Below are 12,940 nucleotides of genomic sequence, written 5' to 3' on the forward strand. Positions count from 1 at the left end.
GGCCCTAGTTGAAACGTGAGCGCCATTCCCGCCCTCCGATGCCGCGGGGTCATTGCCTTCGGCCCGGCATTGCTGTAAGGAATGGTTTAACGCTAAACTATTCCGGCCAAGGGAGGTCTGACCAATGGCAGCACGGAAAGGCTCGGCGAGCGGCGCCAAAGCGGGCGCGAATGTCTCGGCCGAGGAACTCAAGCAATATTACCACGACATGCTGCTGATCCGGCGCTTCGAAGAGAAGGCCGGTCAGCTCTACGGCATGGGTCTGATCGGCGGCTTCTGCCACCTCTATATCGGGCAGGAAGCGGTGGTCGTCGGCCTCGAGGCTGCGGCGAAGGAAGGCGACAAGCGCGTCACCTCCTATCGCGACCACGGGCACATGCTCGCCTGCGGGATGGACCCGAAAGGCGTCATGGCCGAGCTCACGGGCCGCGACGGCGGTTACTCGAAGGGCAAGGGCGGCTCGATGCACATGTTCTCGAAAGAGAAGCATTTCTATGGCGGCCACGGCATCGTCGCGGCGCAGGTGCCGATCGGTGCGGGCCTCGCCTTCGCGGATAAGTACAAGGGCAACGACAACGTCACCTTCACCTATTTCGGCGACGGTGCGGCGAACCAGGGTCAGGTCGCAGAGACCTACAATATGGCGCAGCTCTGGGATCTTCCGGTCGTTTTCGTGATCGAGAACAACCAGTACGCGATGGGCACCAGCGTGAAGCGCGCGACCAAGTCGCCCGACTTCTACGAGCGCGGCATTGCCTACGGCATCTCCGGCGAGGAAGTCGACGGGATGGACGTGCTGGCGGTGAAGCAGGCCGGCGAGAAGGCGGTCGCGCACTGCCGCGCGGGCAAGGGCCCCTACATCCTCGAGATCAAGACCTATCGCTATCGCGGCCACTCGATGTCGGACCCGGCGAAATACCGGACCCGCGAAGAAGTGCAGAAGATGCGCGAAGAGCGTGACGCGATCGAGCAGGTCCGTCAGCTCCTGCTGACCGGCAAGCACGCGACCGAGGACGAGCTCAAGCAGGTCGACAAGGATATCAAGGCGATCGTCAACGGCGCCGCCGATTTCGCCAAGGAGAGCCCGGAGCCCTCCGTGGATGAACTTTACACCGACATCTACACCGATGTCGCGCCGCAGAACGCCTGAGGGGGGAAAGACAGATGGCAACCAAGATTCTGATGCCCGCGCTCTCGCCCACGATGGAAGAGGGCACGCTGGCGAAATGGCTCAAGAAAGAGGGCGACGAGATTTCGGCCGGTGACATCATCGCCGAGATCGAGACCGACAAGGCCACGATGGAATTCGAAGCGGTCGACGAAGGCACGCTGGGCAAGATCCTCGTCGCCGAAGGCACCTCCGGCGTGAAGGTCAACGACCCGATCGCGGTGCTGCTGGAAGAAGGCGAAGACGCCTCCGCCGCGGAAGAGGCCGAAGCGCCCGACACCGGGTCGGACGCCGCCGAGAGCGACGACAGCGACGAACCCGCGAAAACTCCGGCCAAGGCGAAGTCCTCGGACGACGGCGACGACATGCCCAAGCCCGACACCACGCCGGATTGGCCCGAAGGCACGCCGATGAAGACGCAGACCGTTCGCGAGGCGCTGCGCGACGCGATGGCCGAAGAAATGCGCGCCGACGACACCGTCTTCGTGATGGGTGAGGAAGTCGCCGAATACCAGGGCGCCTACAAGGTCACGCAGGGCCTGCTCGACGAGTTCGGCGACCGCCGCGTGATCGATACGCCCATCACCGAGCATGGTTTCGCCGGTCTCGGCGTCGGTGCGGCCTTCGGTGGCCTGCGCCCGATCGTCGAATTCATGACCTTCAACTTCGCCATGCAGGCGATGGACCAGATCATCAACTCGGCAGCGAAGACGCTCTACATGTCGGGCGGCCAGATGGGCGCACCGATGGTGTTCCGCGGTCCGAACGGTGCTGCGGCCCGCGTGGCGGCACAGCACAGCCAGGATTACGGCGCATGGTATGCCCATGTTCCGGGCCTGAAAGTCGTGCAGCCCTACTCGGCGGCCGATGCGAAGGGCCTGCTGAAAACTGCGATCCGCGATCCGAACCCGGTGATCTTCCTCGAAAACGAGATCCTCTACGGGCGGAGCTTCGAGGTACCGGATCTGGAGGACTTCACGATCCCCTTCGGCAAGGCGAAGATCTGGCGCGAAGGCGCGGATGTCACCATCGTCAGCTGGGGCATCGGTATGAGCCACGCGCTCGAAGCCGCCGACAAGCTCGAGAAAGAGGGCATCGACGCCGAAGTGATCGACCTGCGCACCCTGCGCCCGGTGGATTACGACACGGTGCTCGCCTCGGTGCGCAAGACCAACCGCTGCGTGACCGTCGAGGAAGGCTTCCCCGTCGCGAGCTTCGGCAACCACCTGTCGGCCGTGATCATGGAGCGCGCCTTCGACTGGCTCGACGCCCCGGTGATCAACTGCACCGGCAAGGACGTGCCCATGCCCTACGCGGCGAACCTCGAGAAACTGGCGCTCGTGACCTCGGACGAGGTCGTCGATGCGGTCAAAAAAGTCACCTACCGGTAAGGGGATAGCGCAATGGCAACCCAGATTTTGATGCCCGCCCTGTCGCCCACGATGGAGGAAGGCACGCTCGCGAAATGGCTCGTGAAAGAGGGTGACGAAGTCTCCTCGGGCGACATCATCGCGGAGATCGAGACCGACAAGGCCACGATGGAATTCGAGGCTGTGGATGAAGGCACGATCGGCAAGATCCTCGTCGCCGAAGGCACCTCCGGCGTGAAGGTCAACGACCCGATCGCGGTTCTGCTGGAAGAAGGCGAAGACGCTTCCGCCGTGGACGAGGCCGAAAGCCCTGCCCCGGCCGCGGCTCAGGCCGAAGCGGCCGAGGACGCGGAAGAGACCAAGGAAGCCGACAACGCCCCCGCCGAGAAAAGCGGCGCGAAAGCCGGCGGCTCGAAAGGTGCAGGCGCCGCGCCGAAGACCGAGAAAGCGCCTGCCGCGCCGCAGGATGCGGATGGCAAGCGCGTCTTCGCCTCGCCGCTCGCGCGCCGCATCGCCGCCGACAAGGGCGTCGATCTGGCCTCGCTCAAGGGCTCGGGCCCGAAGGGTCGCATCGTGAAGGCCGATGTCGAAGCCGCCGAAGGTGGCAAGGCAGCCCCGGCCAAGTCGGACGCGCCGAAATCCGCGGATGCGAGCCCCGTTTCGGCGCCCGCGCCGACGGTATCCTCCTCTGCCATCGCCAAGATGTACGAGGGTCGCGAGTACGAGGAGATCGAGCTCAACGGGATGCGCAAGACCATTGCCGCGCGCCTCACCGAGGCCAAGCAGACGATCCCGCATTTCTACCTGCGTCGTTCGGTCAAGCTCGACGCGCTGATGAAATTCCGCTCGCAGCTCAACAAGCAGCTCGAGGGTCGTGGCGTGAAGCTGTCGGTCAACGACTTCATCATCAAGGCCTGCGCGCTGGCGCTGCAATCGGTGCCGGATGCGAATGCGGTCTGGGCCGGCGACAAGGTGTTCAAGCTGAAGCCCTCGGACGTGGCCGTCGCGGTCGCGATCGAAGGCGGGCTGTTCACGCCGGTGCTGAAAGATGCCGAGGCGAAATCGCTCTCGACGCTTTCGGCGGAGATGAAGGACCTCGCGACCCGGGCCCGCGACCGCAAGCTTGCCCCGCATGAGTATCAGGGCGGCAGCTTCGCGATCTCCAATCTCGGCATGTTCGGGATCGAGAATTTCGACGCGGTCATCAACCCGCCGCATGGCGCGATCCTCGCCGTCGGTGCAGGCATCAAGCAGCCGGTGGTGAATGACGAGGGGGAGATCGAGGTGGCGACCGTCATGTCGATGACGCTTTCGGTCGATCACCGCGTGATCGACGGCGCGCTCGGCGCGGAGCTTCTCAAGGCGATCTGCGAGAACCTCGAGAACCCGATGCTGATGCTGGCCTGACCTGCCCGTACGTTTCGAGACGTTGAAGAGGGGCGCGCTGCCCCCCTCTTCGCATTCGCGAACTCGCCCTAGGGAGATTTTCACCAAGGGGACGATGCGCAGTCATTCGAGAAGGCCTGGAGGCTTTTCGCGAGGCAACAAAAAAGCGGGGCCGAAGCCCCGCCTCTCTATTCCATCTGAGCTTTGCTCAACTGCCGTGCAGCAGCTGGTCCATCTCGCTTGCCGGACGCTCGCAGCCCGCCTCGCCGACGATCTTCGCGGGAACGCCGGCCACGGTCTTGCAGCAAGGCACGTCCGAGAGGACGACCGACCCCGCCGCGATCCGGCTGTTGTCGCCGACATGGATATTGCCAAGCACCTTCGCACCGGCGCCGATCAGCACGCCATTGCCGATCTTCGGGTGACGGTCCTCGTCTTCCTTGCCGGTGCCGCCCAGCGTCACCGAATGCAGCATCGAGACATTGTCACCCACCACGGCCGTTTCGCCGATCACGATCGAATGGGCGTGGTCCATCATGATGCCGCGGCCGATCTTCGCGCCGGGATGGATGTCGACGCCGAAAAGCTCCGAAGCGCGCATCTGCACGAAATAGGCCATGTCGCGACGCCCGTTCGTGAACAGCCAATGCGCAATCCGGTAGCTTTGCAGCGCCTGGAACCCCTTGAAGAACAACAACGGCTGGATCAGGCGGTGGCAGGCCGGGTCGCGCTCATGCACGGCGACGAGATCGGCGCGGGCCGCCTGCCCCAGATCGGGATCGGCCGCGAAAGCTTCCTCGGCGATCTCGCGCAGAATCTGCTCGCTCATCTCCGCCGAGGCCAGCTTCATCGAGAAACGGTAGGCCAGCGCGCGTTCCAGCGTCGGGTGATGCAACAGCCCCGCATGGATCAGCGCGCCCAGAAGTGGCTCGTCACGCACCGCTGCCCGCGCCTCGTCGCAAATCTGCGTCCAGACCGGATCGACGGTTGCAACCTTTGCCATCTGCTTGTTCATCGGATTACTCCCTCTTCGCGCGCAAGAACCTAACACATAGGTTTTTCGGCGGATAGAGGAAGGGGCGTTCGATCATTTCGGTTTACGGGCTGCCGCATGGATTGCCACGTGGCGAGCCCCGCGCAGACGCAGCCTAGCGCGGACAGATAGCGCGGATCGCCCGGCCCTGCCCGCGCCCGCGGCATCCTCAGCGCCATGCTCAGGATCGCGCCATTGCCCCAGCAGGGGTGCACACGACGCAACCTCTTGCAGTACCGATCGGCCGCATGGACTTGATCGAAAAGCCGGTGGAGTCGCTCCACGCGGCGCTCCTCCGGCCATAGCATCACCGCCCGTGCAAGCGTTATCAGATCGCCGTCGAGTACCGCGCGCATCTTATCCCGTCCAGATCAGCCGCGCCGGCAGTCCCGGCCCGAACACATCCGAGATCTGCGCCACCTCGAAGGTCGGCGCCGCGATCATCCCGTCCTCCGCGCGCTCCGCAGCGCCATAGGTCCATTCCGGCGTGCTCACGATCACTTCGCGCCGGATCGTCTGCCCTTCTAGAACCCGCACGCGGTAGCGCTCGGACGCCTCCCCCAAAGGCACGTCCAGCGCCTCCCAGTCGTCGCCCCCGATCCGGGTCCGACGCACCCAACTCAGCCGCAGATCGCCGCCCAGCGCCCCTGCGTGCAAATGACAAGGCGACAGTGGCCGCAACCCGATCCCCGCGAAGGCCTGAACCGTGTGAATATAGGAAGGGTCGTCATAGCCCCGCCCCGCCGGCCCCACGCGGTAGTGGCGCGCCAGATTACGTGCCGAGGGCGCGACCTCGATCTGGCGCCGTGCCCCGTCGAGCATCACGACGACCGAACCCTCCGGCCAGACATCGGGCATCACCGCGTCGCTGCCCGCCTGCCCGCGCAGCCGGGTCGAGATATCCCATACCCCCGGCTCTACCGGCTCGGCGGTGACGAACTGGAAGATCTCCCACCGATCCGACGAGCCATCGCCGATCGCCATCGCGTTGAGCCCGGCGAGCACACTGGCCTCGCTGGCGCTGTGCAATTCCCCTGAGAGCATCTTCACCCGCAAGCCGGGACCACGGTCCCACAGACCGCTCTGCGCGCACGGCAGGATCGCCTGCGTCACCCCGACCGCCGCCTGCGTCTCAACCTTCGTGTTGAGCGCATAGCCCGCATCCTCCAGCGCCGAATAGAGCGCGGCCGCCCCCGGCCAAGGGCTTGCAGTGACCGCAAGATGCGGCGCGTAAGGATCTTCCGCCCCGGTCAAAAGCGGCAGATCGAGAAACACCGGCGTCACCGGCACCGGGGGCGTGAAGCTCTCGATCCGCGCCACCTCGTCGGTCTCTTCCGAGGGGTCGTAAATTCCCGACTCCACTCGCACGGCCTCCACACGGATCGCTTCAGCGCGTTCCATCCGGTCGATCCGGTAGCGCAGCGCGCCCTCCTCGGTCTGCAGCACCACGACATCCCCCGGCCCGAGCCATCCCATCGAAGGCGGGAGCGTGAACTGCACCGTATCGCGCGCCACGCGCGCCTCGGCGAGCCAGCGATGGACGACACGCATTCCCTCGGCCCGGGTCAATGCCAGGGGCGCCTCGCTCGCGGAGGCTGGGCCATCCACCTCATCAGGAAAGATCGCCTCCACCGCGCGGGTCTCGAAACTGCCATCGGCCTCGACATAGGCGAGCCGGACCCGTCCCGCGATCTCTGCCTCCGGGACGCGCCGCGTCTCGAGGCTCTGATCCTCACCATCCAACGCCAGCAGCGGAGGCAAAAGCTCCGCATCCACCGACGCATCGCGCATCCGGAACACCAGCACCCCGTCGCGCTCCAACGCATCGAAGCCGTAGATCAAGCTCAACGACTGCAATGCCCCGCGCGGCGTGATCCCACCGGGCATCGCATATCCGCGCACCACCCCGTGCAGCGCGCTCACGTCGAATACGGAAACGCCCGCAAGCGCACATATCTCGCCCACCACATGCGCCAGAGGCTGGGCCGTCGCCCGCCCCGAAATCCAATGTCCGCGCGCGTAATTCGCAGCATCTTCCCACAGGTCCGGCAACCCGGGAAATTGCGGATAAGGTCGCACGTCCCAAGCCCAGACATGGGCGTGCGACATATCCACCATCGGGCCGCCATAGAACTCCGAGACCGGGTTGCGCGCGTCATCCCCCCAATAAGATGTCATCGCCCGCAGATATTGCATCTGCATGTAGTCGTCCCGCCGCCCGTCCGAGTAATGCGGCAGCGCACTTTCCGAGCTTTTCGGATCGAGGAACTTGTTGGGCTCGTTGGTGCCCTTGTCGATCGCGGCGCAGCCCATCTCCGTAAACCAGATCGGCTTCGCGCGCGGCACCCAGGCCGTCGGCTCCTCAATTCGCACGCCGCCGATCCGCTCGTGATGGTCATGCTCCCACCAGCCGCGAATGTCCTTGTAGCGCCAGACCCAGGGCTCTCCGTGATCGCCATCGGTGATCTGCGTGCGGATCTGCGCGTCGCGATGCTCGGGCGAGGCGTAGTACCAGTCGAACCCCTCCCCGCCTTCGACATTCGACTGCAGGTAATCGAGATCGTAGATAGTGCCCCAATGCGCGTCCGCGTGGTGCTCGCCCTCCCGCCAATCCGACAGAGGCATGTAATTGTCGATCCCGATGAAGTCGATATCGTCATCGGCCCAGAGCGGATCGAGATTGAAGAACCGGTCGCCATTTCCCGGCTGGTAGCCGAAATACTCGGTCCAATCCGCCGCGTAGCCGATTTTGCACTCTGCCCCGAGCACCGCACGCACGTCCCGGGCCAGCTGCACCAGTTGCGCCACCGCCGGGAAACTGTTGCCCGCCCCTCGGATCTGCGTAAGCGACCGCATTTCGGACCCGATGCAGAACGCCTCCACCCCGCCAGCGAGTTTGCAAAGATGCGCATAGTGGAGAATGAAGCGCCGGAACGACCATTCCTCCGGCCCGCTATAAGTAACAGTCTCGCCCGACGCCGCAAAATCGGTCACCTGCGCCGCCCCAAAGAACGTCACCACCTCATCGACGGCAGCCGCCGCCCCATCCGGCGACCCGGCACGCCCCGGCGCCTCGGATGTCGTGATCCGCCCCCGCCACGGCAGCTTCGGTTGGCTCCGCGCATCGCTCCACGGATCGGGTAGCGCGTTACCCTCCAGCTGATCCATCAAGATGAACGGATAAAACGTCACCGCCTTGCCCGCCGCATGCAGTGCCGCAATCGCCTCGATCACCGCCGCATCCGCAGGCGTGCCTCCATAGATCGAGCGCCCGTCGAGCTTCGGCACCTCGTCGACATCGCGTCGTTCAGCCCCGGAAACGCACCAACGCATCTCCCTGCCCTCGCGCCCGCGATCACCGACCTTCGGCCGCACCTGACACCGGTCGCAACGCAGATCGTCCCCAAACCAAGACACGACCAGCGACACGGCACCGCATCCGGGCAGTTCCTCGTCGAGCATCTCGACGCTCGCGGCAAAATCCGTCCCGCCGTGCGGCGCATGCTGGTTTACCGGCTCCACCGCAGTGTCGATGCCCCATCCGCTGAAGAACGATAGCGAGGAGCCGGTCGGATACATCAGGTCCGACCCGGTGCCGTCCCCTCGCAACTCCGCTTCGCTCACCCGCCGCGTCGCGAGCGAATACTCCCCCGTCCCCGGGATCAGCGCCACCGCCTCGATCGCCTGCGTCAGATCGGGCGCGCCGCGCACGCCTTTTCCCTGCGCCGGCCGCACCACCTCGAAGGTGAATTGCGGCACCCGGTTGCCAAACGGCTTGAGCTGCAGGTTTTCGAAGACCACATAGGCGATCCCGCGATAGCTCGGCACCGCGCCTGCACCCTCGACCGCCTCGATTTTCGGATCGGGCTGCTGATCCTCGGACCCTGTGTAGACCCGCATATTCAGATCGGACGGATCGAGCTCGGTCCCATCCGCCCAGATCCGACCGACGCGCAGGATCTCCCCCTCGCCCAGAGCCATCGCGAGGCTCACCGAATAGCTATATTCGACAAAGGTCGGCTCACCCTTGCCGCCGCCGCTCTTGTGCTTTGTTTCGATGAAACGCGTGGCCCAGATCACCTGACCTGCCACCCGCATGCGTCCCCAGTGCAGCCCGAGCCCATCGCCCTCGGACGCGCTCGTCAGGCGCAGCCGATCTACCCGGCCGGTCTCGACCGAGCCTGAACCGCCTCCCAGCAATTGCTGATCGATGGCCCGGCCCAAGGTCGCACCAACCGCGCGTCCGATCACCGCGCCGGAGAGTCCCAGTATCGTGCCTCCGAACCCGGCCCCGATCGCGGCCCCTGCCGCTGACAGCAAAATCGTCGCCATTCTCCGGCTCCTTCATCGAAATTGAAAACGCGCCACGATGCGGCGCTGCCACGGCAGGCTGAGCGCACTCTCGCAGACCCCGTGCCCGGCATAGGCGTGAATGAAAGTTGGCTCCGCGCCGACCGCGCCCGCGATCCCGAGATGTTTCGCGACCGCTCCCGCACGCATCCGGAACAGCAGCACATCGCCCGACCGCTCCACGCCGTTCCATGCGGCCATCTGCGCGCTCAGACCGCGGAAGAACGCCTCATCGCGCCCCGCCTCCCCCCAGTCCGGCGTATAGGCCGGGACGCCATCCGGCTCGCAGCCGTAAAGCTCCCGCCAGACCGCCCGCAGCAAGCCCAGGCAGTCGCAGCCGACACCGCGATGCGAGCCTTGATGCAGGTATGGCGTGCCGACCCAAACCCGCGCGATCGCCACCGCCCGCGCCGCCCGCTCCTCTGCGGTCAATTGAACAGGCTCCCACCCGTATTTCCGCCACCCTGCACCGGGTAGGCGGTCAGCCAATCCTCGCCGGGAATATGCGGAAAGCCACGGAAATTCAGAAAGTTGGCGAACTTGCCCTTACAGGTCTCGGCCCGCTTGTCGCAGCCGGCCTCAAGTCGCACCACATCGCCCACCGCCACATCCGCGCCGATCCGCGCCCACAGTTCGATCTCGCGCCCCGCATCGCGTACCCGGTCCACCTTGATTACGCCGACCAGCCCTGCCGCGGCCCCCGAGATCACCCGAAACCGACCCTTCTCGAACCATCGCTCGGCAAAGCCACCCAAGCTGTCGAAGCCGAACACGACCGAGCCCTCGACAAAATCCACCGGCCCCTCGTGAAAGTAGCCCAGCTGCCCGGTATCGAAACGACACGCGCCATCGCCCAGCACCGCCGAACAGCGCGGATGATAGATCCGGCCCTTCTCGGCGCCCAACGCCTCGCTCATACCCCGCAGTTCCGCCGTGAACGCCCCGGCCCCGCGCGCGATCTCGCCGAGATGCCCGCGAAACAACAGCGCCCGCTGGCTCACATCCGCCCAGTTCACGATCCATGCGCGCACCTCGGCCCCATCATATCGCCCGGCCAGAATATCCGCTTCAGAGATCGCCTCCGAACTCAGCGCGCCATAGACCTCCGAGTTATCCACGGCCAAGCCAGTACCCTGTGCGACCGCCTTCGCCGTCATCCCGCTCTCCGGCTCGAACGCGATCCCGTCGAAAACCAGCCCGCCGTCGTGATCGGTGAAGCCAAGCACCACGCCATCGCGCCGCGCCACCGCCCAGGCCCGCGCGATCGTCGTTGCCCCGCTCTCGAGATGCGCCCGCAGCGCCTCCGGATAACCGCTCATATCCGCACCTCCACGACCGGCACCTGCGGCATGTCACCCGCCTGAAAGCTCTGGACCGAAACCTGCACCGCATCGGTGTCGAACCGCACCGGAACGTCGAACTCGAACCCGGCGGTGATCGGCGCGCCGTCGGCGGGCGGATCGACGAAGGTCACCTGGCCCGTCTCCAGATCGACGGCCCAATCCACCGCTTCCGCCTGATAGCCGCCCTGAACACCCAGCTTCACCGTGCCCGCGACCGGCTTGGTGATCGGGCGGCGATACTCCGACCCGCCCGAGGCATAGAGCTTCGAGAGCGTGAACACCCGGCTCACCCCGTCGCCATGCCCGATCAGCTGGTCCTCGTAACCGACCGCCTGCGAGGGCGAACAGCTTTTGAAATCCGCCCAATCCTTCCAGCGAAACCCGTGCAGCTGCCCCCCGCGCGCCTCGAAGAAGGCCAGCAGTCGCTCCACGTCATCCAGCGACCGAAGCCCCACCCCCGCATCATAGCGCCTGCGCGAATGAGCCCAGGGGCTGTTGCGCTCCTCGAACCCGTTGGTCAGCGTCACGATCTCCGTGCGCCGTTCCGGCCCGCCAACCGAACCGAAACTCAGATTCGCGGGAAATCTCACCTCGTGAAATGCCATATTCGCCCCCTCAGCGATTGCGCTCGCCACGCGCCAGCGCCCGGCTGACCTGCGCCGCGATCTGGCTCGACGAGCTTTGGAACCCGGCCACATCCGGCGTCGTGACATTCATCACCACATTGACCGCGCGGCCCCCGCCCTGCGCAGCCACACCCAGCCGCCCATCGGCCCCGCGGGTCAGCGGCATGATCGCCTCAGGCCCGGCCTCCCCCATCAGCCCGGTCGCACCGCGCATCGCGAAACGGGTCGGGCTCGACACAACACCGCCCTTGGCGAACGCCCGCACGCGCCCCTGGCTAAACGCCCCGCCATCGGCAAAGGGAAACAGCCCGCTCACCAACCCGTTCACCCCGTTCGCCACCGCCCCGCCGACAGCCTGCTCCACCGGCCGCATCGCGACGTTATACGCGCTGTCGGCCATGCTCCGCGCGACCTGCTGCAGCGCCTCCGACAGCCGCAACCCGTCGAACACGACCCCGTCGAAGGCGCTCCGCAGCCCCCGCCCGAACGCATGGCTCAACGTGCTCACCTCGCGCCCGGTGAAAGTCAGGCTCTCCCGCATCGCGGACAGTTCCTGATTGAACACCTCCGCCATCGCACTCGCGCCGCCAAGCGAGCGCTCCAGCTCCGCCGCCTGTCCACCAAGGGCATCCAATCCATCCGTCTCCATCATCGCTCCATCCTCTCCCTGTCGCCCGCGCCATCGGGAAACCGCGCCAGCAATTCATCGAGCCTCGCCCGTCTCATCGGACGGGCCCCCGCGCAGCCCGCGCCGAGCATCAGCGCCAACTCCGCCGGGCTCAGCGCCCAGAACTCCACGGGCTTAAGCCGCAACTCCTGCATCCCCACCCGCATCAACCCCGGCCAGTCGAGCCCGCTCACGCCGCCCCCTCGCCCGGCACCGAGAACGCCCGCGCCAGCAGTTCAGCCGCCTTGCGCGCGGCCTCCACCGGACCGCCGGCAATCTCAACGCTCCGCAGATCGCCCGCACAGCCCTGCCAGCCGCCGCCGCGCAGCCCTGCCACGATCACCGCCAGCACGTCGCGGCTCGAAAACCGTCCCGCCTCGAACCTCTCGACCAGTGCGATCATCCCGCCCGTCTCGCCGATCTCGGCCTCCAGTTCCGCCAAGGCGCCCAGCGTCAGTTTCGCCACATGCCGCTGGCCATTCAGCGCCAACTCGACCTCTCCTGCCCACGGGTTCGCCATCAGATCGCCGTGAAGCTCAGAGCACCGGCAGACGCCATTGCGAGCTCGTAAGTCGCTTCGCCGTCATGGCTCCCCGCATAGTCGATCGAAGTGATCATGAACGGCCCCTGCACGATGCCGAAATCCGGGATGATCACCTGGAACTGCGGCACCTCGCCGTCGAAGAAGATCTGCCGCGCGCGCTCGTCGGTGCCCGCATCCTTGAACACGCCAGAGCCCGAGATCGCGGCCGAGCGCACCCCCGCGCCCCCCAGCAACTCGCGCCAGCGCCCCTCGCTTTCCAGCGAGGTCACATCGACCGTTTCCGCGTTGAAGGTGATACGCGTGGCGCGCAGCCCCGCGATGGTCTCGAATGTCTGGTCCCCGTTCAGGTCCAGTTTGATCAGAAGGTCCTTACCGTTCTGCGCAACCATGGATTTTCTCCGCTTTTCGATATTTTGTTTCCGCCAGAGCGACAATCGACCGGCCGAAAAGTTG

At 65.8% G+C, this 12,940-nt stretch carries 13 protein-coding genes; 3 read left to right on the plus strand and 10 right to left on the minus strand.

The genetic code is table 11. The features are described 5' to 3' along the window. Positions 1 to 124: 124 nt before the first annotated feature. Genes pdhA through BMG03_RS12005 form a run of 3 tightly spaced genes read left to right on the plus strand, consistent with a single transcriptional unit; the run spans position 125 to position 3,945 of the window. A complete protein-coding gene (gene pdhA, locus BMG03_RS11995; RefSeq protein ID WP_075775014.1) occupies positions 125 to 1,150 on the plus strand; it encodes a pyruvate dehydrogenase (acetyl-transferring) E1 component subunit alpha in 1,026 nt (341 codons plus the stop codon). A 14-nt stretch (positions 1,151 to 1,164) separates the two neighbouring features. Beyond that, positions 1,165 to 2,559 carry a pyruvate dehydrogenase complex E1 component subunit beta gene (locus tag BMG03_RS12000; protein ID WP_075775015.1) on the plus strand — a complete coding sequence of 465 codons (1,395 nt, stop codon included), beginning with the start codon at positions 1,165 to 1,167 and terminating at the stop codon, positions 2,557 to 2,559. Positions 2,560 to 2,571: 12 nt separating this feature from the next. After that, on the plus strand, positions 2,572 to 3,945 hold the full coding sequence (locus tag BMG03_RS12005; RefSeq protein ID WP_075775016.1) for a pyruvate dehydrogenase complex dihydrolipoamide acetyltransferase: 1,374 nt from the start codon (positions 2,572 to 2,574) through the stop codon (positions 3,943 to 3,945). Between the two features lie 187 nt (positions 3,946 to 4,132). Here the strand turns inward: BMG03_RS12005 and cysE are convergent, their stop codons facing one another. From cysE to BMG03_RS12050, 10 genes are read right to left on the minus strand one after another with little or no spacing between them, the layout of a single operon-like run. After that, positions 4,133 to 4,939 (minus strand): serine O-acetyltransferase, encoded by an 807-nt coding sequence (cysE, locus tag BMG03_RS12010; protein WP_075775017.1) that lies wholly within the window; start codon positions 4,937 to 4,939, stop codon positions 4,133 to 4,135. Between the two features lie 29 nt (positions 4,940 to 4,968). After that, positions 4,969 to 5,313 (minus strand): DUF7742 family protein, encoded by a 345-nt coding sequence (locus tag BMG03_RS21385; RefSeq protein WP_441351180.1) that lies wholly within the window; start codon positions 5,311 to 5,313, stop codon positions 4,969 to 4,971. A gap of 1 nt (position 5,314) precedes the next feature. Next, positions 5,315 to 9,289 carry a baseplate multidomain protein megatron gene (locus BMG03_RS12015; protein ID WP_075775018.1) on the minus strand — a complete coding sequence of 1,325 codons (3,975 nt, stop codon included), beginning with the start codon at positions 9,287 to 9,289 and terminating at the stop codon, positions 5,315 to 5,317. A 12-nt stretch (positions 9,290 to 9,301) separates the two neighbouring features. Next, positions 9,302 to 9,739 carry a C40 family peptidase gene (locus BMG03_RS12020; RefSeq protein ID WP_208858018.1) on the minus strand — a complete coding sequence of 146 codons (438 nt, stop codon included), beginning with the start codon at positions 9,737 to 9,739 and terminating at the stop codon, positions 9,302 to 9,304. Then, on the minus strand, positions 9,736 to 10,626 hold the full coding sequence (locus BMG03_RS12025) for a DUF2163 domain-containing protein (protein ID WP_075775019.1): 891 nt from the start codon (positions 10,624 to 10,626) through the stop codon (positions 9,736 to 9,738). The genes BMG03_RS12020 and BMG03_RS12025 overlap by 4 nt, the downstream gene beginning before the upstream one ends. Further along, the gene (locus tag BMG03_RS12030) at positions 10,623 to 11,255 is read right to left on the minus strand and encodes a DUF2460 domain-containing protein (RefSeq protein ID WP_075775020.1); all 633 of its coding nucleotides are present in this window, start codon (positions 11,253 to 11,255) and stop codon (positions 10,623 to 10,625) included. Before BMG03_RS12030 ends, BMG03_RS12025 begins: the two co-directional genes overlap by 4 nt. Positions 11,256 to 11,265: 10 nt before the next feature. Then, positions 11,266 to 11,928, minus strand: a complete 663-nt coding sequence (locus tag BMG03_RS12035) for a phage tail tape measure protein (RefSeq protein WP_075775021.1) — start codon at positions 11,926 to 11,928, stop codon at positions 11,266 to 11,268. Continuing rightward, the gene (locus BMG03_RS12040) at positions 11,925 to 12,137 is read right to left on the minus strand and encodes a rcc01693 family protein (protein WP_075775022.1); all 213 of its coding nucleotides are present in this window, start codon (positions 12,135 to 12,137) and stop codon (positions 11,925 to 11,927) included. The genes BMG03_RS12035 and BMG03_RS12040 overlap by 4 nt, the downstream gene beginning before the upstream one ends. Continuing rightward, positions 12,134 to 12,463 carry a gene transfer agent family protein gene (locus BMG03_RS12045; RefSeq protein ID WP_075775023.1) on the minus strand — a complete coding sequence of 110 codons (330 nt, stop codon included), beginning with the start codon at positions 12,461 to 12,463 and terminating at the stop codon, positions 12,134 to 12,136. The genes BMG03_RS12040 and BMG03_RS12045 overlap by 4 nt, the downstream gene beginning before the upstream one ends. Then, positions 12,463 to 12,876, minus strand: a complete 414-nt coding sequence (locus tag BMG03_RS12050; protein ID WP_075775024.1) for a phage major tail protein, TP901-1 family — start codon at positions 12,874 to 12,876, stop codon at positions 12,463 to 12,465. Before BMG03_RS12050 ends, BMG03_RS12045 begins: the two co-directional genes overlap by 1 nt. Between the last annotated feature and the right edge of the window lie 64 nt (positions 12,877 to 12,940).

The sequence above is a fragment of the Thioclava nitratireducens genome (genome assembly GCF_001940525.2).
Classification (GTDB): Bacteria; Pseudomonadota; Alphaproteobacteria; order Rhodobacterales; family Rhodobacteraceae; genus Thioclava; species Thioclava nitratireducens.